Here is a 20,629-nt window from a genome sequence, read left to right as displayed (position 1 = left end):
AACAGTACGCGCGTCCTGTTTGGGGTTCAAGACGACACGCGGTGTGGGCTGCGCCATCTGATGCGGGGGTCCCTCAATGAGGGGAATTGGTGCCTACGGTGTGTAAGTTTCCGCTGATGCTTGTGATAGTGGTGTGACTGCAGTGACGCACGGTGTGCGCAGGTGAGCGGAGGTGGCGGTCGTGGCGGGACAGCGCGGGGGACGCGACGTGCGGAAGGCGCGCCGTGGACTCACCGTGAGCACGCTCGCCCTGGTGATCTTGTTCGGCGCCGGCGGCACGGGCCTCGCGGCGCCCCCGCCGCCGCCCAACCCCAGCGACTCCGAGATCCAGGCGGGCAAGGCCGACGCGAACGCGAAGGCGGGTGAGGTCGGCCGGCTGACCAATCAGCTGGCCCAGGCCGAGCAGAAGCTGACGCAGCTGCGGGACGACGTCGAGCTCAAACAGGAAGAGGCCAACAAGGCCCTGGTCGACCTGCAGACCGCGCAGGACGCCGCGGCGCAGGCGGAGAACGACGCGAAGGCCGCCCGGACCGAGGCGGACGCGGCGGCCGCGGCGATCGAGAAGGCCCGCACCGACCTCAAGTCCTTCGCCGCCGCCAGCTTCCAGCAGGGCAGCACGGTCGGCTCGCTTTCGGCGTACCTCGGCGCCGACAGCCCCAAGGACATGCTCGCCCGCGCCCAGCTCCTCGACGCCGTCGGCGGGGACCGGCTCAACGCGCTGGACCGGCTCCAGCAGGCGCAGACCGAAAAGTCGAACAAGGACGCCGCGGCCCGCAAGGCCGCCGAGATCGCCCAGCAGAAGCAGGACGCCGCGCGGCAGGCCAAGAACGGCGCCGACACCGCGCAGGCGGTCGCCGTGCGGGCGCAGGACGACCAGGCGTCGCAGAACACCCGGCTCGAGAAGAACAAGTCCGACGTCGAGCAACAGCTCTACGCCGCGCAGACCAAGGTCAGCGGCCTGCAGGGGCAGCGGCAGCGCTACCAGGACTGGCTCGCCCAGAAGCAGCGCGAGGACGAAGAACGGGCCCGTCAGGCCGCGCTCGCCTCCGCCGGGGGCGGTGGCCGTCCGTCGGGTGGTCCGGCGCCCGCGGGCCCGGCGGGCTCGTCGATCGAGGCGGTGATCGCGCGGGCGCTGTCCCGGATCGGCATGCCGTACGCCTGGGGTGGCGGCAACGCGAGCGGCCCGAGCCGCGGCATCCGCGACGGCGGCGTCGCCGACAGCTACGGCGACTACAACAAGATCGGCTTCGACTGCTCCGGCCTGATGATCTACGCCTTCGCCGGGGTCCGTTCGCTGCCGCACTACAGCGGCTACCAGTACTCGGCGGGGCGGCAGGTGCCGCTGTCCCGGATGCGCCGCGGCGACCTGCTGTTCTGGGGCGGTCCGGGCGGCATCCACCACGTCGCGCTCTACCTCGGCGGCGGCCAGATGGTCGAAGCGCCGGAGTCCGGCCTGCGCGTCCGGATCGCGCCGGTGCGCTACGGCGGGATCATGCCGTACGCGACCCGCCTCGTCGGCTGAAAACTCGCTCGACGCCGGCGCCGTCCGACCCCCAAGATCGCTCCGGTGGACGACGAACTGAACGCGCTGCGGCGCACCCGGATGCGCTGGAACACACCCCTGTCCGAGGCCCATGCGGAGCTGTTGCTGGACCGGATGGCCCTCGAAGCGGGACACCTCGTCGACTTCGGCTGCGGCTGGGGCGAGCTGCTGCTGCGCGCCGCCGGGCGGGCGCCGGGGCTGCGCGCCACCGGGGTCGACACCGACGCGGCCGCGCTCGCCCGCGGCCGCTCGGCCGCCCGCGAACGCCGCCTGACCGCGCGGATCGAGTTCGTCGAGGCCGACGCGGCGACCTGGGACGAACCGGTCGAACGAGGGTTCTGCATCGGCGCGTCGCACGCCTTCGGCTCCACGAAGGCGGCGCTGGACCGGCTCGCCCACGTCGTGGCGCCGGGCGGCCGGCTGCTCTTCGGCGACGGGTTCTGGGCGGCTCCGCCGTCCCCGGCGGCGCTGGAGATCTTCGGTGACGGCATCCTCCCGCTGCCGGAGCTCCTCGACACCGCCGCCGCGGCCGGCTGGCAGGTGCTGCACCTGAGCGCCGCCGACCAGCTGGAATGGGACGACTTCGAGTCGACCTCGCGGGCAGCCCTCGCGGAGTGGCTCCTGGCCCACCCGGCCGACCCGCGGGCGGCGGAGGTACGGGAGTGGCTCGGCAGGCGGTTGCGCGAGTACGTCGGCGAATATCGGGGCGTGCTGGGCTTGACCTACCTCGTGGTGGGACGCTGAATCAGGCCTTCCTTCGCGCTTCGGCTTGCGCCGGCCGCCGGCCCGGTTGTCCGCGATGATCTGCCGGGTTTCGGTCACCTCGGGGTCCGCCGCGTGGACCGGCTCGCGGACCTCCCGGGACGCGCGGCTCGGCGGTGGAGGTCATGGCCGGCCTCCCTGGTCCGGGACCCCGGGTATGCCGGACGCGGGCTTCACCTCCCCTGTGCCGGGCCGCTAGTGTTCCCGGGATGCGCTACGCGGGGATCGTGGTGGCCGGGGGCTCGGCCCGCAGGCTGTCCGGTGTGGACAAACCGGCCCTCTCGGTGGGCGGGAAGCCCTTGCTGGCCCGCGCGATCCACGCCCTCGACGGCGCCGAGCGGGTGATCGCCGTCGGTCCCCGGCGCTCCGGCTTCGACGTCGTGTGGACCCGGGAAGCGGTACCGGGCAGCGGGCCGGTGGCGGCACTGGCCGCCGGGCTGGTCTTCGTGCCCGACGACGTCGAGGCGGTCGTGGTGCTGGCCGCCGACCTGCCGGGGGTCCGGAGGTCCACAGTGGACCGCCTGGTGGCGTCGATCGGCCCCGGCGACGGCGCGGTCCTGGTCGACGCGGCGGGGGAGCGGCAGTGGCTGCTGGGCGCCTGGCGCGTCGTGGCGCTGCGAGCGGCCCTTCCGGCGCAGGTGGAGAACGCGTCGGTGCGCCGGGTGCTGGGCGGGCTGGCCGTCACCGAGGTCCCGGCCGAACGGGGCGAAGCGGACGACATCGACACCCCCGAGGACCTCGAACGCCATCGCTGAGCGCGGGAACCGGACGTCCTTCACAGATGTCACACCGGTGACCGTGTTGGCTGATCGTGGGTGCCCGCGTGCCGGACGGACGGACGACCGGGGGACGCAGTACGGTCGCACCGCGTGATCACCGTCGCGGGGCGGCGCACGACTTTCGAGGAGGCAGAGTGACCGAGCCCGGCTACGCCGAGGGTGGGAACGGGCAGCAGCCCGCGACACCGGCCCGGGACGCCCAGTTGCTGGAGCGGACCGTGTTCGAGGTCAAGCGGATCATCGTCGGCCAGGACCGCCTGGTCGAGCGGATGCTGGTCGGCCTGCTGGCCAAGGGCCACCTGCTGCTCGAAGGCGTGCCCGGCGTGGCTAAGACGCTCGCGGTGGAGACCTTCGCCCGCGTGGTCGGCGGCTCGTTCTCGCGCGTCCAGTTCACCCCCGACCTGGTGCCCGCCGACATCCTCGGCACCCGGATCTACCGCCAGGGCGCCGAGCGCTTCGACGTCGAGCTCGGCCCGGTCGTGGCCAACTTCGTGCTCGCCGACGAGATCAACCGCGCGCCCGCCAAGGTCCAGTCGGCGATGCTCGAGGTGATGGCGGAGCGGCACGTGTCGATCGGTGGGCAGACGTTCCCGATGCCCGACCCGTTCCTCGTGCTCGCCACGCAGAACCCGATCGAGAACGAGGGCGTGTACCCGCTGCCGGAAGCGCAGCGCGACCGGTTCCTGTTCAAGATCGTCGTCGAGTACCCCACCGCCGAGGAAGAGCGCGAGATCATCTACCGGATGGGCGTCACCCCGCCCACTCCGCACGAGGTGCTCAGCCCGGGCGAGCTGGTCCGCCTGCAGGGCGTCGCGGCGCAGGTGTTCGTGCACCACGCGCTGGTCGACTACGTCGTCCGGCTGGTGCTGACCACCCGCACGCCGAACGAGCACGGCCTCGCCGACGTCGCCGGCTGGGTGTCCTACGGTGCCTCGCCGCGCGCGAGCCTGGGCATCATCGCCGCCGCGCGGGCGCTGGCCCTGGTCCGCGGCCGCGACTACGTGCTGCCGCAGGACGTCGTCGACGTCGTGCCGGACGTGCTGCGCCACCGGCTCGTGCTGTCCTACGACGCGCTGGCCGACGGCGTGCCGATCGACCACATCATCACGCGCGTGCTGCAGACCGTGCCGTTGCCGCAGGTCTCGGCCCGGCCGCAGGGCGGGCCCGGCCAGGGCGGCCCGGTCCCGGCGGGCGCGCCGGTCAGGTAACCCGGCGATGGCGAAGAACGAGAAAGGCCCCCGCCCTTCGTGGGCGCCCCCGGTGCTGCGGGGCGACCGGCTGGAAGCCGGGCTGCGGACGCTGGAGCTCGACGTCCGCCGCCGGCTCGACGGCCTGCTGCAGGGCAACCACCTCGGCCTGGTGCCGGGGCCGGGGTCCGAGCCCGGCGAAGCCCGCCCGTACCAGCCCGGCGACGACGTGCGCCGGATGGACTGGGCGGTCACCGCCCGCACCACGACCCCGCACATCCGGGAGACCGTGGCCGACCGCGAGCTGGAGACGTGGGTGGTCGCCGACCTCTCGGCGAGCCTCGACTTCGGCACCGCGCTGTGCGAGAAGCGCGACCTGGTGGTCTGCGCCGTCGCGGCGGTCGCGCACCTGACCGGGGGCGGCGGCAACCGGATCGGCGCGTTGATCTCCACCGGCGCCGACACGGCCCGCATCCCGGCGCGTGGCGGCATGGCGCACGCCCGCGGGCTGGTCCGGAAGCTGGCCGAGACGCCGCGCGCGCCCGAGGGCACCCGGGGAGACTTCGCCCAGGCGCTGGAGGCGTTGCGCCGTCCGCCGCGCCGCCGCGGCCTGGCCGTGGTGATCTCCGACTTCCTGGGCGACACGTCCTGGGAGCGGCCGCTGCGGGCGCTGGGCGGGCGCCACGAACTGATCGCGATCGAAGTCCTCGACCCGCGCGACGTCGACCTGCCCGAGGTGGGCACCGTCGTGCTGGCCGACCCGGAGACAGGGAAACAACGCGAAGTGCACGCTTCGGCCTTGCTGCGCAAGGAGTTCGGGGCCGCGGCCCACGCCCACCGGCAGAAGGTGGCGGCCGGGCTGCGGCGGGCGGGTGCGGCGCACCTGACGCTGCGGACGGACGCCGACTGGATCGCCGACATGGTGCGGTTCGTCGTCGCCCGCAAGCGCCGCTGGTCCGGGGGTGTGGCGTGAGTGAGCCTGCGAACGAACCATTCGACACAGCGTTGCCGGCTCAGGCTGCATCGAGCGTCAGCGAGGTGTGCGCATGAGTTTGACCGGCTTCACCGCGCCCTGGTGGTTCCTGCTGCTGATCGCGGTGGCCGCGGTCGCCGTCGGGTACGTCCTGGCGCAGCGCGCTCGCCGCAAGCGGACCATGCGGTTCGCGAACCTGGACCTCCTCGACAAGGTCGCGCCGAAGAGCCAGGGCTGGGTCCGGCACCTGCCCGCGGTGCTGATCGTGCTGTCGCTGCTGCTGCTCACCGTGGCCCTGTCCGGGCCGACCGCCGAGCAGAAGGTGCCGCGCAACCGGGCGACGGTGATGCTGGTGATCGACGTGTCGCTGTCGATGGAGGCGACCGACGTCCTCCCGACGCGGCTGAAGGCGGCGCAGGACGCGGCGACGAGCTTCGCGCGGAACATGACGCCGGGGATCAACCTGGGGCTGATCTCGTTCGCGGGCACGGCGACGGTGCTGGTCAACCCGACGACGGACCGCAACGGCGTGATCAAGGCGATCGAGAACCTGAAGCTGGCGCAGTCGACGGCGACCGGTGAAGGCATCTTCGCGGCGCTGCAGTCGATCGAGAGCTTCTCCACCGTCGTCGGCGGGGCCGACGGGCCGCCGCCCGCGCGGATCGTGCTGATGTCCGACGGCAAGCAGACCGTGCCGGAGGACCTGTACGCGGCGCGCGGCGGGTACACCGCGGCGCAGGCGGCGAAGCAGGCCGGGGTGCCGATCTCGTCGATCTCCTTCGGCACCACCCACGGCTCGGTCGACATCGACGGCAAGGCCCAGCCGGTGAGCGTGGACGACGAGTCGCTGCGCGAGATCGCCCGGCTGTCGGGCGGCGACTTCTACAAGGCGGCCAGCGCCGAGGAGCTGAAGAAGGTCTACGGCGACCTCGGCGAGCAGATCGGCTACGAGCTGAAGGACGCCGACGCGAGCAAACCCTGGGTCGTGGCCGGCACCCTGATCCTCATGATCGGCGCCGCGGCCAGCCTGTTCTTCGGGCAGAGACTTCCGTGACTCAGGCTCGGCGGACGCCGTACAGGCTTCCGCCGAGCAGGGTCACCCCGGAGAGGACGCCGCTGACGAACGGCACCCACGGCAGCGCGGGCGTGCCCAGCAGGGCGAGGCCGACGACGCCGAGCACGGTCAGGACCCCGCCGACCACCAGGATCGCGCGGGCCTTCCACGCGGACGCCAGCGCGACGAAGTGGAGCCCGACGACCGTCGCGATCCAGGCGACGTTGGCCTGCACCGGCGCGTCCAGCAGGCTGAGCACGAAGAACCCGGCGACGAGCAGCACGACTTCGCCGACGACGATGACCCGGTAGCTCGGCCCGAACATCGGCCGGCCTTCGAGTGTCGGCCGCCCGCCGGCGCGGACACCGAGGACGACCACGGCCGCGAGCGCCACGACGGCGAGAGCGCGAAGCACCCAGCCGGCCGCCGCGGGAAGCGGGTCGCCCGAGTTGACGACGACGAACACGGTGCCGAACGCGGCGCCGATGAGCGCCCCCAGGAACCCCTCCGCACTCGAGAATTGCTGTCGCATCCGGCGAACCTACCGGAGCCGGTCACGCCGCCCGCCCGGTGTCTTGAATGACTCATTCAGGACCTCGCAAGCCCTGAATGAGTCATTCAGGGCGCCGGGGCGGGGGCGGGTCAGGCCTGCGAAACCGCGAAGCCGTTCTGGCGCCAGGCTTCGTAGACCGTGATCGCGGCGGTGTTGGCGAGGTTGAGCGAGCGGCTCGTCGGCAGCATCGGCAGCCGCACGCGGTCGGTCACCTCGGGCGCTTCCTGGACCGCGGCGGGCAGTCCCACCGACTCCGGCCCGAACATCAGCACGTCCCCTGGTGTGTAGGCGACGTCCGTGTACAGCCGGGTCGCCGTGGCGCTGAACGCGTACACCTTCGCCGGCAGCAGCACTTCCCAGGCCGTGGCCAGTGAAGCGTGGACGCGCACCCGCGCGAGGTCGTGGTAGTCGAGCCCGGCGCGGCGCAGCTGCTTGTCCTCCAGCGTGAACCCGAGCGGCTCGACCAGGTGCAGCTCGCACCCGGTGTTGGCCGCGAGCCGGATCGCGTTGCCCGTGTTCGGCGGGATTTCCGGGTGGTAGAAGAGAATGCGGAACACGGCTCAGCCTTCGAGCAGGGTCGCGTAGACCTTGCGGACCGCGTCCGGCGGAGCCGTGGGCCGCAACGTGGCGGGGTCGACGAAGACGTACCGGAGGGTCGCCGCCTGGAGGAGCGTCTCGCCGCGATGGATCTCGAAGTCGAAAATCAGCGACGTCGTGCCGAGGTGGTTCAGGTACTGCGAGACGACCAGTTCCTCGTCGTAGCGGGCGGGGGCCCGGAACTTCAGGTTCGCCTCTGCCACGACGACGTCGGTACCGTGCACCAGGAACTGCTCGTGCGAGCCGAACAGCGCCTTCTCCGCCTCGAAGGAACACATGTCCACATAGGCCAGGTAGTGGGCGTTGAAGACGATGCCCTGGCCGTCGCACTCCTGGTAGCGCACGCGCAGCGGCATCTCGACGATGGGGCGGCGGGGTTCGGTCACGCGCCCAATCTAGTTCAACCGTGCAGTGCCCGGTACGCGGCCGCCGCGCCCGGCTGCAGCGGCACCGGCTGCGTCCCGATCAGCGTCCGCACGTCGAGGAACTGCGTCCCGACGGCTTCGGCGGGCACCAGGGCGGTGGCGCGTTCGACGAGCAGCCGGACCACAGCCGCGGCGACGTCGCCGGGCAGGGAAGGCGAGCAGACGAGCAGGTTCGCGACGCCGATCGTGCCCAGCGCGCCGACCCCGCGGTAGGCGCCGCCGGGCACCTGGACCTGGTCGTACACCGGTCCGTACGTGGCGCGCAGCGCGGGCACCACCGCATCGAGGGGCAACAGTGCGATCGGCGTGGTGCGGGTGAGGTCGGCGAGCTTCGGGGTCGGCACCCCGCCCGACCACAGCATGGCGTCGACCCGCCGTCCGGCCAGCGCGCGGACGGCGTCGTCGAACAGCAGGTGCCGGGCGTCCACCGGCACCCCGGCCTGGGCGAACAGGCGCTCCCCGAGCTGGGCGGCCCCGGAGCCGCCCGCGCCCAGGGACACCGGGCGGCCCGCCAGGTCGGCGAGCCGGCGCACCGGCCCGTCGGCCCGGACCACGAGCTGCAGGTAGTTCTCGTAGACGCGGCCGAGCGCGAGCAGCGGCACCGCCCCGGGGAACGGCGCGCCGCCGCGCAGCGCGGTCTGGGCGACGTCGGCGAGGACGAGCCCGAGATCGGCTTGCCCGCGCTGCACGAGACCGACGTTGGCGACGCTCGCCTCGGTCGGCACGGCGGTGGCGTGCAGCAGCGGTTCCGCGCGGCTCAGCTCGGCGGCCAGCAGCTCGGCGAAGGCCAGGTAGAAGCCGCCGGGCTCGCCGGCGGCGATGGTCACCGCCCGTTCCGGACCGGGATAGCCGGACGTCGAGCAGCCGGCCAAGGCCAGGCCGAGGCCGCCGAGCAGGGCGGTGCGGCGGGTGAGCGTCATCGCGGCACCTCCAGCGGCAGCGTGACGCGGGCTTCGAGCCCGTGGGGGAGGGCCTGGCGCAGCTCGAGAACCCCGCCGCGGGTGCGCACCTGCTGGTGCGCGATGGCGAGTCCGAGGCCGGTGCCGCGCGGGGCGCCTTCGCCGCCGGCGCGCCAGAACCGTTCGGTCGCTCGCGCCCGGTCCTCAGTGGACAGACCGGGCCCGTCGTCGCGGACGACGAGCGTTGCGGTGCCGGAGCCGGCTTCCCAGTCCGTAGTGATCTTCGCGCCGCGGCCGGCGTAGTGGACGGCGTTGTCCAGCAGGACGTCGAGGATCTGCGCCAGCTCGCCTTCGGGGCAGCGCACGGTCACCGGTTCGTCGTGGCCCGGCGGCGGCACGATCGCCGAACCGGCGTCCTCGGCGGCCGGCCGCCAGGCGTCGACGCGCTCGGCGAGCACGGACGCGAGGTCGCACGCCTCGTCCGCGCCCCCGGCCGCGACCCGGGTCGCGGTGCTTTCGGCGAGCGCGAGCGCCAGCAGCCCGTCGAGGAGCTTCTCGAGGCGCTCGACCTCGGCCACGGTCGCCCGGTACGTCCTGTCGTCGCCCTCGATCCGCCCGGCCAGGGAGTCGACGCGCAGCCGCAGCGCCGCCATCGGGTTCCGCAGCTGGTGTGAGGCGTCGGCGACCAGCCGGTGCTGCTGCTCGGCGGCTTCGAGCACGGCCTCGGACATCCGGTTGACCTCGGCGGCCAGCGACCGCAGCTCGCGCGGCCCGGCGCGTTCCGGGACGTGCGCGCGGTGCCCGGCGGCCACGGCCAGCACCCCGGTCTCCAGCTCGTGCAGCGGCCGCACCATCCACCGGGCCAGCACCACGGCGAGCAGCACGAACACCACCGCGACCAGCAGGGCGCCGGCCCCGATGGTGCTCCACCGGGTGGTGACGTCCGCGGCGGCCGCCGTCACCGACGCCCGCAGCACGACCACGCCGGACACCCGCGTGCCGGTGCCGACCGGCCGGGCGAAGTACGCCGATCCGGCCGACCACGGGCTCAGCCGCTCGACCCGCGGCGCCGGCTCGTTGCGCATCGCCGCCTCCACCAGCGTGCGCACCGCCGGGTCGCCCGCGGTCAGGCCGCCCGTCTGCACCAGCGGGAGCCGCCGGGCGTCGACGATGACGACGCCTTCGCCGTACAGCTGGGCGTAGCGCTCCGCGTCGCCCGCGAGGGCCGCGGGGTCATGGGTGTCGACGGCCTGCTGGGCGAGCACGACGAACCGGTCGACGTCGGCGGTGCGGGAGATGACCAGCTGCTGGGTGCGCTGCTCGGCGGTGGCGGTCAGCAGCGGCACGGCGAACGCGGCGACGACCGCCAGCGCGAGGGCGACCAGGACCACGAGGAGCCGGGTGCGCACGGGTCAGTCCCGGCCGAGCCGGTAGCCGAAGCCGCGGATGGTGGTGAGCAGCCCGGGCCGGTCGAGCTTGGCGCGCAGCCCGGTCAGGTGGACGTCGAGCGAGCGCGACACCGCGAGGTAGGCGTCGCCCCAGACCTCGTCCATGAGCTGCTGGCGGCTGATCGCGGTGCCGGGGCGCGCGGCGAGGACGGCGAGGATCTCGAATTCCTTGGTGGTCAGCCCGACGTCCTGCCCGGCGACCAGGACCCGGCGGGCGCCGAGGTCGATCTCGACGTCCTCGACGCGCACGACGTCGCCCGCGGGAGCGGTGCGGGCCACCGCGCGGCGCACGACGGCGTCCATCCGGGCCAGCAGCTCGGCCAGCCGCACCGGCTTGGTCAGGTAGTCGTCCGCGCCGAGCCGGAGCCCGCGGACGACGGACCGCTCGTCACCGCGGGCCGTCAGGACGATGACCGGGACCGGGGAGACGGCCCGGATCTTGCGCAGGACATCGAGGCCGTCGAGGTCGGGCAGGCCCAGATCCAGCAGGACGAGGTCGGCACCGCGGTGGTGGTGCAGGGCGTCGGCCCCGCGGCCGACGCTGGTGACGGGATGACCGCGCGCGTGCAGCGACTCGGCGAGCGCGCCCGCGACCCCCGCGTCGTCTTCGACGAGGAGAACCCGCACGGCCATCCCCTTCTCAGCGCTCTTCCAGCTCGGAGGTCTTCGAGGTTTCCCGCATTGTGCCGTAGACGATCAGGGAAACCAGGACACAGCCCGCGACGTACCAGAAGAACACCGTTTCGTGCCCGGCGCTCTTCAGCGCCTGCGCGATGAGCTCCGCCGTGCCGCCGAAGATCGCCACAGTCAGCGCGTAGGGCAGCCCGACGCCGAGTGCCCGGATCCTCGTGGGGAACAGCTCGGCCTTCACGATCGCGTTGATCGAGGTGTACCCGGCGACGACCACGAGCCCGGCCAGCACGAGGAAGAACGCGCCGACGGGGTTGCGGGTCGAGCCCATCACCGTCATCAGCGGCACGGTGAGCAGGGTGCCGCCGATGCCGAAGAACAGCAGCAGCGGGCGGCGGCCGATCCGGTCGGACAGCTTGCCGGCCAGCGGCTGCAGGATCGCCGCGACGAGGATCGCGCAGAACAGCACGATGGTGACCTGCCGGCGCGGGATGTGCGCGGTGTTCTCCAGGAACTTCTGGCTGTAGGTGGCGAAGGTGTAGAAGCCGACCGTGCCGCCGAGGGTCAGGCCGACGACGAGCGCGATTTCCTTGGGGTACTTGGCCAGCGCGCGCAGCGTGCCGCGTTCGCCCTTGTTTTCCCCGGCTTCGCGCTGGTAGCTCTCGGACTCGTCCATGCCGCGGCGCAGCCACATGACGGTGAGCGCGGCGATCGTGCCGACGCCGAAGGCGATCCGCCAGCCCCACGACGTCAGCTGCTGCTCGGTGAGGAGCGCCTGCAGGATCAGCTGGAGGCCCAGCGCCAGCAGCTGCCCGCCGTAGAGCGTCACGTACTGGAAGCTCGAGTAGAAGCCGCGCTTGCCGGGAGTGGCCACTTCGGACAAATAGGTCGCCGAGGTGGAGTACTCGCCGCCGACCGACAGGCCCTGGATCAGCCGGGCGGTCAGCAGCAGGATCGGCGCGGCGATCCCGATGGTGTGATAGCTCGGCGTGACGGCGATGAGCAGCGAGCCACCCGCCATCAGCGTCACCGAAAGAACCAGGGCGTTGCGGCGGCCGAACCGGTCGGCGAACCGCCCGAGCATCCACCCGCCCAGCGGCCGCATGAGGAACCCGACGGCGAAGACGGCGGCGGTCCCGAGGAACGCGGCGGTGGTGTCGGTCGTGGGGAAGAAGGACTTGGCGAAGTAGGTGGTGAACGCCGCATAGGCGTACCAGTCGTACCACTCGATCAAGTTGCCGATCGAGCCGCGCAGCACATTGCCGATCACGCGCTTTTCGCTGACGTCCGCCGGGGCGGCACCGCTGAGCCGGGTTGTCATCGTCGACCTCCTGTGTTGCGACTCACGGTGACCAACCAGCGGGTCACCAGCAAGGTCGGGAGGCAGTTCCTAACACCCGCTTAGGACGGTCGCCTCAGTGCCACAACAGAGAACCCGCCGGCGGATCGACGGGGCTTCGACTGGCCGGAGACTAGCGGCCGAGAACCGACACCATCCGGGTGAGGAGGTATGTGCACGCCCAGCGCGACTCGGTGCCCTTCGGCTGGATCGCGCCTTTGGCCAGCTTCGGCGCGAGCTTCCGAGGCTCGGGGATCGTCGTCGGATCGTCGGCACCGGCGAGCGCGACCTTCCAGTCGAGCTGCGTGAGGCGTGAGATCTCGGACGCGACGATCAGTCGCCGCACCTTCGGGTCGTTCTCCAGCACCTGGACGACGAGGTCCGCGTTGACCTTGCCAGGCAGCTTCGCGATCACGCTCAGCGAGTTCGTGCGCAGCGTCGCCGTGTCGCCCTCGACGGCCCACCTCCGGAACCACTCGGCGGCCTTCTCGGAGACGACCGAACCCAGGCTGACGTCCGTCCGGTGCGCGGTAGGCGTGTTTCGCAGCGGACCTGGGTCGCCCTTCTCGACGCCGGCCAGCAGGGTCGCGCGGCCGGCCTTGTCGACGATCAGCAGGTTCGAGTGCGTGATGTCCTTGCGCCACATGTCCACTCCTAAGACGCGTTCATACGCCGCGATCAGCTCCGGCGACGCCGTGCGCTGCTCATTTTCGACCATGCCGAGCAGCGACTTCGAGAACTTGATCCGGGTAGCCATCTCGGCCAGGGACAACCCGACGCCTTCGCGTTCGGCCCGCAGCCGGTAGCCCGGCACGGTCTCGGGTGTGGACACTCTGTGGACCCTTCTCCACTTCAACTCACGCTCTGCACTGGCGATGCTACAGAGGTGAGCCGCCGAACTGGAGAGCTGATGCCCGCCGTGATTCACGTTGACCTGACCGCCGTTCACCCGGTGATCGACGGCTTCTGGCATCGCACGCGGTTGACCGCGATCCCGAACCCCGGCCAACCCCTGGCCATGCTTTGCGGCCTTCAGGGCGTGGCGGCGTTCGAGTCGGTGGCCAACCGGGCGGCGCACGGCGTTCCACATCAGTGTCCGAACTGCGAACGGATCTACCGTCAGGAGCGAGGCATGGCTCCGAGCCCGATCAGGCGGAGCCGGTCGTGAGCTGGTGGATCCGTGATGACGGAACGGAAGTCGTGGAGGATGAGGACGGCGCTGTCATCGTCGATGACGAAGACGTCGTGGTGCGCCCCTGATCCCCGCTTGGGGCTAGCCTGCCGGCCACTCGTACGACAGCTCGTAGCGATCGGCCGCGAGCACCATGTCGTTCATTTCCAGCGGCGTGCCGTCGACGGCGTATGCGACTCGCGTGACCGTGATGACCGGTACGCCGTCGCCCAACTGAAGCTGGGACGCTTCGGCGGGGGTCGGCATCCGTGCTCCGACGCGTTCGGCGAACGACTCGATCGTCCGTCCGGCCTCCTCCAGCCGCGCGTACGTGCCGCCCGGGCCGGTGTCGATGTCCTCGATGGCGGTGCCACGCGTCAGTTCGCGAGACAGGTGCGACACCGCGAGCTGGACCACCAGTCCGTCGGCGCGCATCACGCGGTCCCGGACGGTGACCTCGGCTCCTTCGTCGATGGCCAGGTGACCGGCTACGCGTGCGTCGGCCGGTTCGAAGCGGATCTTGACGCTGGTCGACGGCGTGAAGCCACCAGCCGTGGCGTCGGCGAGGAACGCGCCGTGGTTGCGCTCGCGGGCTTCGCGAGACAGTCGCGACCGGGCGATGCGCTGAATGCTCGCCGGTGGCCGCACGAAGACGCCGCGGCCGTGCTCGGCGGTGACGAGACCTTCGCCGCGTAGCACGTCGACGGCCTCTCGGACGGTCGGCCGCGAGACGCCGTACATCTCGACGAGGTCGTGCTCACTCGGCAGCTTGGCGCCCGGTGCGAACTCACCGGTGACGATCTTCTCGCGGAGGTCGGCTGCGACCTGACGGAACGCGGGCACACCGCTCTTGCGATCGATCATCGCCCGATTCTCCCACTTGCCAACTTGTCTTGACAAGTCGATGGAGGCGGGGTGACGCTCTGTGGTCGGCGTCGCATGCTACCGGCGGGTTGTGTGGAAGAACGCACCGGTGACCTTTGGTTACCGGTGCGTTCTTTGATTGAGTTCTGGTGCGCTCCTGACTCCTGTTCAGGACGGCCGCGGGCGTGGGTGCGCGACCCGGCGGCGCTGCCGATAACCTCGTGCCCGACATCAGCGCGCGGTTCACGAAGAGGGAGAACACTGTGGGACGGTCGGTCTTGGTCACCGGGGGCAACCGGGGCATCGGTCTGGCGATCGCCCGGGACCTCGCCGGGCAGGGGCACCAGGTCGCCGTCACGCACCGTGGTTCGGGTGCGCCCGAAGGGCTGTTCGGGGTTCAGGCGGACGTCACCGACACCGAGCAGGTCGACGCCGCGTTCAAGCTCGTCGAGGAGCACCAGGGCCCGGTCGAGGTGCTCGTGTCCAACGCCGGGCTGACCGACGACACGCTGCTGATGCGGATGAGCGACGAGCAGTTCGAGCGCGTCATCAACGCGAACCTGACCGGCGCCTACCGGGTCGCGAAGCGCGCGTCGCGCGGCATGCTGCGCGGCAAGTGGGGCCGGTTCATCTTCATCTCCTCGGTGGTCGGGCTCTCCGGCTCGGCCGGCCAGGCGAACTACGCGGCGTCGAAGGCAGGCCTGGTCGGCTTCGCGCGTTCGCTGGCCCGTGAGCTCGGTTCGCGCAACATCACCTCGAACGTGATCGCTCCCGGGTTCGTCCACACCGACATGACCGACGAACTGCCCGAGGACCGCAAGAAGGAGATCCTCGCGCAGGTGCCCTCCGGCCGGTACGCCGAGCCGTCGGAGATCGCCGCCGCCGTGCGCTACCTGGCTTCGGACGAGGCCGGCTACGTCAACGGCGCGGTGCTGCCCGTCGACGGCGGCCTCGGCCTCGGCCACTGATTTCCGCAACCGAACCAAGACTTGGAGGACCCGTGCCCGGACTGCTCGAAGGCAAGCGCCTGCTGATCACCGGCATCATCACCGACGCGTCGCTCGCCTTCCACGCGGCCAAGATCGCGCAGCAGGAGGGCGCGAAGGTGGTGCTGACCGGCTTCGGCCGCATGTCGCTGGTCGAGCGCATCGCGAAGCGGCTGCCCGAAGAGGCGCCGGTGATCGAGCTGGACGTCACCAATCAGGAGCAGCTTGACGGCCTCGCCGACAAGGTCCGCGAGCACGTCGACGGCCTGGACGGTGTGCTGCACTCGATCGGCTTCGCCCCGCAGACCTGTCTCGGCGCGCCGTTCCTCGACGCGCCCGCCGAAGACGTCAAGACCGCGATCGAGATCTCGACGTACTCGTACATGTCGCTGGCGAAGGCGTGCCTGCCGCTGCTCGGCCGGGGCGCCTCGTACGTCGGCATGGACTTCGACGCGCGCGTCGCGTGGCCGGTCTACAACTGGATGGGCGTGGCGAAGGCCGGGCTCGAGTCGGTCAACCGCTACCTGGCCAAGGAGCTGGGGCCGCGGGGCATCCGCGTCAACCTGGTCAGCGCGGGCCCGATGAAGACGATGGCCGCGAAGTCCATCCCGGGCTTCGTCGACCTGGAGGACGGCTGGGGCGAGCGCGCGCCGCTCGGCTGGGACAGTACGGACCCGGACCCGGTGGCGAAGAGCGTCTGCGCGGTGCTGTCGGACTGGCTCCCCGCCACGACCGGCTCGATGATCATGGTCGACGGCGGCGTCCACTTCCTCGGGATCTGAGCCTCACACGACTGCCGGCTCACGGTCGTCGCTCCGCTGGACGGCGGCGGCGACCGTGAGCGCGGCCAGCGTGGCGACGCCGAGGCCCATGCCCGTCCAGGCGACGCTCGGGAAGCCGAAACCCGCGCCGATCGCCACGCCGCCCAGCCACGGGCCGACGGTGTTGCCGACGTTGAACGCCGCCGTCGTGCTGGCGCCGACGAGCGTCGGCGCGTCACCGGCGACCTGGTAGGCACGGACGTTCAACGCCGGGTTGGCCCCGAACCCCGCCACCCCGAAGACGAGCACGGCCGCGACGGCCACGAGCGCGTCGGTGGTGAGGGCGAGCACGAGCAGGGCCGCCAGCGCGAGCGCGAGACAGCCGTAGAGCGTCGCGAACGGCCGCCGGTCGGCGAGCCGGCCGCCCGCGGTGATCCCGATCAGCGCGCCCACGCCGAACAACGCGAGGACGCCGGGTACCCCGTCCTCCGGCAGCCCGTCGGTCTCGGTCAGCAGGGGTGCGAGATAGCTGAACGCGGCGAAGATCATGGCCTGGCACAAGGCGATCACGCCGAGTGCGAGCCAGACGCGGCCGCGCCGGTACAGCCGCAGTTCCCCGCGGACGCTCACCGCGTCGCCGGTCGTCTCCGGCACGAGCGCCGCCACGCCGGCCGCCGCGAGCAGCGTCACCGCCGCCACCGCCCAGAACGCCGCGCGCCAGCCCGCGTGCTGGCCGAGGAGGGTCCCGGCGGGCACACCGGCGATGTTCGCCACCGTCAGGCCGCCGACCAGCACGGCCATCGCGCGGCCACGGCGGCCGACCGGAACCAGCGCGATCGTCGTGGCCGCCGCGACGGCCCAGAAGCCGGCGCAGGCGAGGGCGGCGACCACCCGCGTCGCGAACAGGACCGTGTAACCCTCGGCGAGCGCGCCGACGACGTGCGCCACGACGAACACGCCGAGCATCGCCAGGAGCGTCCGGCGGCGGGGGAGCCGGAGGGTGCCGATGGCCAGCAGCGGTGCGCCGACGACCATGCCGACGGCGAACGCGGAGATCAGCAGCCCGGTGTCCGGGATGCCGACGCCGAGGTCGGCGGCCATCCCGGGGAGCAGGCCGGTGATCATGAACTCGGACGTGCCCAGCGCGAACACGCTGAGCCCGAGGACGAAGACGGCCAGGGGCACGGGTCCTCCTTGGTTGTGGATCGTTCAGTCCAAAACTCGCGCAGCGGGCCGGTGCTCCCGCGGCGACGCGGGTTCAGTGAGCGGTGATCGCCGAGAGGGCCAGGTCGGCGACGTGGTGCATGGCTCGACGGCTCGAGCCCCGGCGCGCCATCACGCGAATGCCCGAAATCGTGCTGAGCAGGAACTCGGCCACGTCGGCCGGGTCCAGGCCGTCCCGGAGGCTGCCGTCGAGCACGCCCTCCCGGACGCACCCGGCGAACATCGCCAGGTTCTGTTCGGTGTCGCGGCGCAGCGCGGCGCCGACCTCGTCGTCCGGAAGGCCGAGTTCGGCGAGGGTGTTCACGACGAGACAGCCGCGGCGGCGGTTTTCCAGGTCGGCCACCACGGCCGTGTCGAGCACCTCGGCCAGCCGTTCGGCCGCGGTGCCCGGGCCTTCGAGGATCGCCTTCCGCTTGCCGAGCTCGCGGGCGGTGTAGTGCTCCAGTGACCGCCGGAAGAGCGCTTTCTTGCTGGTGAACGTGTTGTAGACGCTGCTGCGCCCGAGCCCGGTGGCCGCGCAGAGGTCCTGGGTCGACGTCGCGTCGTAGCCGTGGTCCCAGAACGCGTGCATCGCGCTCTCGACGGCGGCGGACTCGTCGAACTCCCGTGGCCTGGCCATACCGCCACCGTACCAAAGTTTTGGACTGGTCGATTCATAACCGGCCCCCGTCAGCGTGGGGCGGGCCACATCGGCAAGATGACGGGGTGGGATACGACGCGTTGCTGTGGCTCTCGTTCGGCGGTCCGGAAGGACCGGACGACGTCATGCCGTTCCTCGAGAACGTCACCAGGGGCCGGGGCGTGCCGCGGGAGCGGCTCCTCGAAGTCGCCGAGCACTACCGGCACTTCGGCGGCGTCTCGCCGATCAACAAGCTGAACCGCGACGCGATGACGGCGGTGGAGAAGCAGCTCGCGGCCGCCGGCATGGACCTGCCGGTGCACTTCGGCAACCGCAACTGGCACCCGATGGCCGAGGACACGCTGTCCGCGCTGACCTCGGAAGGCGCGAAGCGCGTTCTGGTGTTCCCGACGAGCGCGTACGGCGGCTATTCGGCGTGCCGTCAGTACGACGAAGACATCGAGCGGGCCCGGGCCGCGGCCGGTCCGGATGCCCCCGAACTGGTGAAAATCCGGCAGTTCTTCGACCACCCGCTGTTCGTCGCGGCCGTCGCCGACGGCGTCCGGGCGGCGCACGCTTCGCTGGGGAACGCGGCGGGGATCCGCACGGTGTTCACCGCGCACTCGGTGCCCGAGAGCGCGGACGCCGCCTCGGGTCCGCCGTCGGAGGGCGGCCGCCGGTACTCGAAGCAGATCGCCGAGGCCGCCCGGCTCGTCGCGGCCGAGGCGGGGGTCGCCGAGTACGACGTCGTGTGGCAGTCGCGGTCGGGGCCGCCGCAGGTGCCGTGGCTGGAGCCGGACATCCTCGACCACATCGACGCCCTGCACGCCGACGGCGTTCCCGGGGTGGTCGTGTCGCCGATCGGGTTCGTCTCCGACCACCTCGAGGTGATCTGGGACCTGGACAACGAGGCGGCGGAACGCGCTGACGAGCACGGAATGGCGTTCGCCCGCGCCGTGACGGCCGGTTCGGACCCGCGTTTCGCCGAGCTGGTGGTGGAGCTGATCCGCGAGCACACGCACGGCGTGGCGCCGCGGAAGCTGTCGCCGTTCCCGGTGGCGGGCTGCACGGTCAACGGCGCGCCCTGCGCGATCGGCTGCTGCGAGCCCGCCCGACGCCCCGGCCGCTAGTTCTTGCGCCCCACCAGGTGGAAGATGCGGCTGAGCCGGCGGTAGGGATCCCGGCGGCCGGCTTCGAGCTCGACGGCCGCCACCCGCTCGGTTTCGGCCGGGTCCAGCTCCGCTCCGCTGAGGTCGAGCCAATCGACGAAAAGCCAGACTCCGTACCACTGCAGGGGTTCCACGCCGCGGCTGCGGACGGACTCGCGGAGTTCGTCCACCGTGCCTGCCCGGGTCGGCAGGCCCAGCACCCCGACTTCGGCGCGGGCGTCGAACGCTTCCAGGGCGTCCTCCCAGCGTCGTTCCATGGCCGGGCGCACCGCCGCCGCGTCGGCGTTGCCCGCCATGATCGACACGATTCCGCCGGGAGCGGCGCAGCGGCACAGCTGGTCGAGGACCGGCTCCGGCTGCTCCAGGTAGCCGAGCACGCCGTGGCACAGGACGGCGTCGAAGCGACGGCCGCCGACCGCCTCCTCGGCGTCCGCGCCGTCGGCTTCCACGAAGGTCACCCGGACGTCGTCCGGTAGCTGCCGAAGCCGCTGCCGGGCCTTGTCCAGCATCGCCGCCGACGGGTCGAGCAGTGTGACGTCGTAACCCGCGCGAGCCAGGGGGAACGACTGGTGGCCCGCGCCGCCGCCGACGTCGAGCACCGACGCCGGCGCGGCGGGCAGGTGCTCCAGCAGCTGCCGGTGCATCACGTAGGTGCGTACGCGCCCCTTCACGGTGGCGTAGGCACCATCGGCGAACTGGTCGGCCAACGCGGCCCAGGTGTCCTCGACCATGGTGCGACCGTACCGGCGGTCACCGCCGGGACGTCAGCCCTCGCGGGCCGTCTGCTCCCCGAAAACCCGCACCGCTTCGTTGACCGCGGCGCACCGGGCGGTCCGGACCGCGTCCGACAGCGGCCGCAGCGCCTGGGCCCGCAGCGTCGACGCCGAGGCCGACAACGCTCCGCCCGGGTCGTCGGACGAAGCGATCGCCAGGATCGCCGCGATTTCCTCGGCCCGCTGCAGCACCCGCAGGGCACGCCCGGGCGTGCCGGCCGGCCAGTCGACGTCCGGGCGGGACCGCAGGTGGGCCGACAGCTCGGCCCGCACGCCGGGCCGGTCCGAAGCCACGTTCAGCGTCTGCAAAGCCCCCGCGCTGGCCCGGATAGCGTCCGTCAGCCCGTGCTCGGCGTCGCCGAGCGCCACGTACTCCGGGGCCGTCGGCGAAGGCAGCGAGTAGACCGTCCAGCGCACCAGGCCTTCGGCGATCGGCTCCGGCACCAGTCCGAAACCGAGGTCGGAAAGCACGAGCGCGTCGCCGGAGCGCAACGCCGCTTCGGTGAACGGCCCGCCACCGCCGAGGCCGCGGACGTCGCCCGGCACCGGCAGGACGAGGTGGAGGGATTTCGCTCCCTGCGAACGCAGCGCCACCAGCAGCTGCACCGGCGTCGCGGCCCGGTTGAAGGCCAGCGGGAGGCCGAACGCCTCCGCCGCGGCCGCGTCGGCGGCGACCACGTCGTGGGCCTCACCCCACGCGAGCAGGGCGTCGAGCACATCGTCGGACGCCGCGGCTCCGTTCAGCCACGCGCTCGACCAGACCGCGAAAGTCGCACTGGGACGGCACACGACGCCCTATTTTACCGGTCCGCCCGGGAAGCCAGGCGCGCGCCCACGCTGGAGTCGCTCCACATCGACGGGCCGCCGATCCGG

The 20,629-nt window shown here is 72.1% G+C and carries 23 protein-coding genes; 10 read left to right on the top strand and 13 right to left on the bottom strand.

The window, feature by feature from the left end; all coding sequences use genetic code 11:
- The first annotated feature begins 208 nt into the window (after window positions 1-208).
- The 6 genes from A3CE_RS0101630 to A3CE_RS0101605 all read left to right on the top strand — a co-directional run bounded on the left by A3CE_RS0101630 (window position 209) and on the right by A3CE_RS0101605 (window position 6,298).
- Window positions 209-1,522, top strand: a complete 1,314-nt coding sequence (locus A3CE_RS0101630) for an NlpC/P60 family protein (RefSeq protein ID WP_026468051.1) — start codon at window positions 209-211, stop codon at window positions 1,520-1,522.
- A 45-nt stretch (window positions 1,523-1,567) separates the two neighbouring features.
- Complete coding sequence (locus tag A3CE_RS0101625; protein ID WP_020638320.1) at window positions 1,568-2,287, top strand: SAM-dependent methyltransferase; 720 nt, start codon at window positions 1,568-1,570, stop codon at window positions 2,285-2,287.
- Window positions 2,288-2,514: 227 nt separating this feature from the next.
- On the top strand, window positions 2,515-3,060 hold the full coding sequence (mobA, locus tag A3CE_RS0101620; protein ID WP_020638319.1) for a molybdenum cofactor guanylyltransferase: 546 nt from the start codon (window positions 2,515-2,517) through the stop codon (window positions 3,058-3,060).
- Window positions 3,061-3,218: 158 nt separating this feature from the next.
- Entirely contained in the window at window positions 3,219-4,292 is a 1,074-nt protein-coding gene (locus tag A3CE_RS0101615; RefSeq protein ID WP_020638318.1) for an AAA family ATPase, read from the top strand.
- A 7-nt stretch (window positions 4,293-4,299) separates the two neighbouring features.
- Entirely contained in the window at window positions 4,300-5,244 is a 945-nt protein-coding gene (locus A3CE_RS0101610) for a DUF58 domain-containing protein (protein ID WP_020638317.1), read from the top strand.
- A gap of 73 nt (window positions 5,245-5,317) precedes the next feature.
- On the top strand, window positions 5,318-6,298 hold the full coding sequence (locus tag A3CE_RS0101605) for a VWA domain-containing protein (protein ID WP_020638316.1): 981 nt from the start codon (window positions 5,318-5,320) through the stop codon (window positions 6,296-6,298).
- Window position 6,299: 1 nt separating this feature from the next.
- Here A3CE_RS0101605 and A3CE_RS0101600 read toward each other — a convergent pair whose 3' ends face one another.
- The 8 genes from A3CE_RS0101600 to A3CE_RS0101565 form a co-directional block, all read right to left on the bottom strand.
- Window positions 6,300-6,830 (bottom strand): hypothetical protein, encoded by a 531-nt coding sequence (locus tag A3CE_RS0101600; RefSeq protein WP_020638315.1) that lies wholly within the window; start codon window positions 6,828-6,830, stop codon window positions 6,300-6,302.
- 110 nt (window positions 6,831-6,940) lie between these two features.
- A complete protein-coding gene (locus A3CE_RS0101595) occupies window positions 6,941-7,408 on the bottom strand; it encodes a tRNA (cytidine(34)-2'-O)-methyltransferase (protein ID WP_020638314.1) in 468 nt (155 codons plus the stop codon).
- Between the two features lie 3 nt (window positions 7,409-7,411).
- Complete coding sequence (locus A3CE_RS0101590; protein ID WP_020638313.1) at window positions 7,412-7,834, bottom strand: acyl-CoA thioesterase; 423 nt, start codon at window positions 7,832-7,834, stop codon at window positions 7,412-7,414.
- 14 nt (window positions 7,835-7,848) lie between these two features.
- Entirely contained in the window at window positions 7,849-8,793 is a 945-nt protein-coding gene (locus A3CE_RS0101585) for a TAXI family TRAP transporter solute-binding subunit (protein WP_020638312.1), read from the bottom strand.
- A complete protein-coding gene (locus tag A3CE_RS0101580) occupies window positions 8,790-10,181 on the bottom strand; it encodes a sensor histidine kinase (RefSeq protein WP_020638311.1) in 1,392 nt (463 codons plus the stop codon). The genes A3CE_RS0101585 and A3CE_RS0101580 overlap by 4 nt, the downstream gene beginning before the upstream one ends.
- 3 nt (window positions 10,182-10,184) lie before the next feature.
- Window positions 10,185-10,853: a response regulator transcription factor gene (locus A3CE_RS0101575; protein WP_020638310.1), complete on the bottom strand. Its 669-nt coding sequence runs from the start codon at window positions 10,851-10,853 to the stop codon at window positions 10,185-10,187.
- A 7-nt stretch (window positions 10,854-10,860) separates the two neighbouring features.
- A complete protein-coding gene (locus A3CE_RS0101570) occupies window positions 10,861-12,171 on the bottom strand; it encodes an MFS transporter (RefSeq protein WP_020638309.1) in 1,311 nt (436 codons plus the stop codon).
- Window positions 12,172-12,322: 151 nt separating this feature from the next.
- Window positions 12,323-13,021 (bottom strand): helix-turn-helix domain-containing protein, encoded by a 699-nt coding sequence (locus tag A3CE_RS0101565; RefSeq protein ID WP_020638308.1) that lies wholly within the window; start codon window positions 13,019-13,021, stop codon window positions 12,323-12,325.
- A 78-nt stretch (window positions 13,022-13,099) separates the two neighbouring features.
- Here A3CE_RS0101565 and A3CE_RS57275 point away from each other — a divergent pair, with 78 nt between their 5' ends.
- Window positions 13,100-13,357, top strand: a complete 258-nt coding sequence (locus tag A3CE_RS57275; RefSeq protein WP_020638307.1) for a hypothetical protein — start codon at window positions 13,100-13,102, stop codon at window positions 13,355-13,357.
- A 105-nt stretch (window positions 13,358-13,462) separates the two neighbouring features.
- On the opposite strand, the gene A3CE_RS0101550 is transcribed toward A3CE_RS57275, so the two are convergent.
- A complete protein-coding gene (locus A3CE_RS0101550) occupies window positions 13,463-14,224 on the bottom strand; it encodes a GntR family transcriptional regulator (protein WP_020638305.1) in 762 nt (253 codons plus the stop codon).
- A 263-nt stretch (window positions 14,225-14,487) separates the two neighbouring features.
- On the opposite strand from A3CE_RS0101550, the gene fabG reads away from it, so the two are divergent.
- Both fabG and fabI read left to right on the top strand, forming a co-directional pair.
- Entirely contained in the window at window positions 14,488-15,192 is a 705-nt protein-coding gene (gene fabG / locus A3CE_RS0101545; protein WP_026468048.1) for a beta-ketoacyl-ACP reductase, read from the top strand.
- A 32-nt stretch (window positions 15,193-15,224) separates the two neighbouring features.
- Window positions 15,225-15,992 (top strand): enoyl-ACP reductase FabI, encoded by a 768-nt coding sequence (gene fabI, locus A3CE_RS0101540; protein ID WP_020638303.1) that lies wholly within the window; start codon window positions 15,225-15,227, stop codon window positions 15,990-15,992.
- Window positions 15,993-15,995: 3 nt separating this feature from the next.
- Here fabI and A3CE_RS0101535 read toward each other — a convergent pair whose 3' ends face one another.
- Complete coding sequence (locus A3CE_RS0101535) at window positions 15,996-17,156, bottom strand: Cmx/CmrA family chloramphenicol efflux MFS transporter (RefSeq protein ID WP_020638302.1); 1,161 nt, start codon at window positions 17,154-17,156, stop codon at window positions 15,996-15,998.
- Between the two features lie 73 nt (window positions 17,157-17,229).
- Entirely contained in the window at window positions 17,230-17,814 is a 585-nt protein-coding gene (locus A3CE_RS0101530; RefSeq protein ID WP_020638301.1) for a TetR/AcrR family transcriptional regulator, read from the bottom strand.
- 86 nt (window positions 17,815-17,900) lie between these two features.
- Here A3CE_RS0101530 and A3CE_RS0101525 point away from each other — a divergent pair, with 86 nt between their 5' ends.
- Window positions 17,901-18,944 carry a ferrochelatase gene (locus A3CE_RS0101525; protein WP_020638300.1) on the top strand — a complete coding sequence of 348 codons (1,044 nt, stop codon included), beginning with the start codon at window positions 17,901-17,903 and terminating at the stop codon, window positions 18,942-18,944.
- On the opposite strand, the gene A3CE_RS0101520 is transcribed toward A3CE_RS0101525, so the two are convergent.
- On the bottom strand, window positions 18,941-19,714 hold the full coding sequence (locus A3CE_RS0101520; RefSeq protein ID WP_020638299.1) for a class I SAM-dependent methyltransferase: 774 nt from the start codon (window positions 19,712-19,714) through the stop codon (window positions 18,941-18,943). The genes A3CE_RS0101525 and A3CE_RS0101520 overlap by 4 nt on opposite strands.
- A gap of 33 nt (window positions 19,715-19,747) precedes the next feature.
- On the bottom strand, window positions 19,748-20,545 hold the full coding sequence (locus A3CE_RS0101515; protein WP_020638298.1) for a hypothetical protein: 798 nt from the start codon (window positions 20,543-20,545) through the stop codon (window positions 19,748-19,750).
- Window positions 20,546-20,629 lie beyond the last annotated feature (84 nt).

Origin of the sequence: Amycolatopsis balhimycina FH 1894 (assembly GCF_000384295.1) — a bacterium.
GTDB lineage: Bacteria > Actinomycetota > Actinomycetes > Mycobacteriales > Pseudonocardiaceae > Amycolatopsis > Amycolatopsis balhimycina.
The sequence above is the reverse complement of the archived record's forward strand: the minus strand, read 5'-3'. Positions and strand labels throughout refer to the sequence as shown.

Excerpts from the sequence above, each read along its gene's own strand:
- mobA (WP_020638319.1), top strand. The coding sequence starts at position 2,515 with ATGCGCTACGCGGGGATCGTGGTGGCCGGGGGCTCGGCCCGCAGGCTG.
- A3CE_RS0101610 (WP_020638317.1), top strand. The coding sequence starts at position 4,300 with ATGGCGAAGAACGAGAAAGGCCCCCGCCCTTCGTGGGCGCCCCCGGTG.
- A3CE_RS0101605 (WP_020638316.1), top strand. The coding sequence starts at position 5,318 with ATGAGTTTGACCGGCTTCACCGCGCCCTGGTGGTTCCTGCTGCTGATC.
- A3CE_RS0101600 (WP_020638315.1), bottom strand. The coding sequence starts at position 6,830 with ATGCGACAGCAATTCTCGAGTGCGGAGGGGTTCCTGGGGGCGCTCATC.
- A3CE_RS0101585 (WP_020638312.1), bottom strand. The coding sequence starts at position 8,793 with ATGACGCTCACCCGCCGCACCGCCCTGCTCGGCGGCCTCGGCCTGGCC.
- A3CE_RS0101575 (WP_020638310.1), bottom strand. The coding sequence starts at position 10,853 with ATGGCCGTGCGGGTTCTCCTCGTCGAAGACGACGCGGGGGTCGCGGGC.
- A3CE_RS0101570 (WP_020638309.1), bottom strand. The coding sequence starts at position 12,171 with ATGACAACCCGGCTCAGCGGTGCCGCCCCGGCGGACGTCAGCGAAAAG.
- A3CE_RS57275 (WP_020638307.1), top strand. The coding sequence starts at position 13,100 with ATGCCCGCCGTGATTCACGTTGACCTGACCGCCGTTCACCCGGTGATC.
- A3CE_RS0101550 (WP_020638305.1), bottom strand. The coding sequence starts at position 14,224 with ATGATCGATCGCAAGAGCGGTGTGCCCGCGTTCCGTCAGGTCGCAGCC.
- A3CE_RS0101530 (WP_020638301.1), bottom strand. The coding sequence starts at position 17,814 with ATGGCCAGGCCACGGGAGTTCGACGAGTCCGCCGCCGTCGAGAGCGCG.
- A3CE_RS0101520 (WP_020638299.1), bottom strand. The coding sequence starts at position 19,714 with ATGGTCGAGGACACCTGGGCCGCGTTGGCCGACCAGTTCGCCGATGGT.